Origin of the sequence: Levilactobacillus sp. LN180102, from assembly GCF_050106635.1 — a bacterium.
Classification (GTDB): Bacteria; Bacillota; Bacilli; order Lactobacillales; family Lactobacillaceae; genus Levilactobacillus; species Levilactobacillus brevis.
Map to the genome: position 1 here is coordinate 1 of NZ_JBNIIX010000049.1, position 1,034 is coordinate 1,034.

1 protein-coding gene is annotated in these 1,034 nt (G+C 43.2%); it reads left to right on the forward strand.

The window, feature by feature from the left end; genetic code table 11:
- Positions 1-98 precede the first annotated feature (98 nt).
- The gene (locus tag ACP4IT_RS12580; protein WP_011373852.1) at positions 99-1,019 is read left to right on the forward strand and encodes an IS30-like element ISLsa1 family transposase; all 921 of its coding nucleotides are present in this window, start codon (positions 99-101) and stop codon (positions 1,017-1,019) included.
- Positions 1,020-1,034 lie beyond the last annotated feature (15 nt).

Sequence of the window (1,034 nt, forward strand, 5' to 3'; positions counted from 1 at the left end):
GGCAAATTCTATAATTAATCCGAACAGAAATTAAAAAGCCCAAAGCAATCACTTACAATGGTAGTAGCTAATTCCAACCAATATAGGGAGTGATTACTTTGGGTACATCTACTTTATCACGTTTTCAACGTGGCGCACTAGCACAACTGGTCAATGAGGGGAATAAATCTTACCAAGTAATGGCTGACGCCTTAGGCGTCGCCAAAGCTACGATTAGCTATGAGTTGGACCGGGTTAAACCTTATGATCCAGAATTAGCTCAGCAAGATGCAGATCGCAAAAGGCGGAATTGCGGTCGTCGTTCGATGCTGACGGCAGCATTAGCGACTTTAATTACCAATCACTTACGATTAACCTGGTCACCAGAAACCATTGCGGCCGCTTATAACTTGAGCACTGCGTCAATTTATAATTGGCTTAATCGTGGCTGGCTCCCCTTCAAATTGACTGATCTACCCAATCGGAATGTCCGCCAGCACCGAGTGAGCGAAAATCGTGGGAAATTTACAAGTGGGACTTCCATCGAACAACGGCCAACAACTGTTAATCAACGGTTAGCTTTTGGTCATTGGGAAGTAGATACGGTGCTTTCTAGTCGAAGTGAGTCACGATCATGTCTGGTTACATTCGTAGAACGTAAGACCCGACTTCTATGGGCCATCAAAGCCCCTAATAGAACGGCTAAGGCTCTAAACACCGCCTTTGGCAAGTTTATGGGGGCCTTCGGTCCCCAAGTAAAATCCATTACTGTTGATCATGGTAAAGAGTTTGCCAATTATCAGGCCTTAGAACAGGATTATCAGATCAAAGTTTATTTTTGCCATCCATATTCACCATGGGAGCGAGGTTCCAATGAATATTTTAATAGACGGTTACGCTGGTTCTTCCCGAAAAAGACCAATTTTAGCCAAGTAACGACTGATGAGATCCTAGCAGCACTTGAACTAATTAATCAACGACCATTAAAAATACATCATCAACAGACTGCCATTGAAAGATTCCGGGCTTGTTCGGATTAAACTTGTAATTTGCCA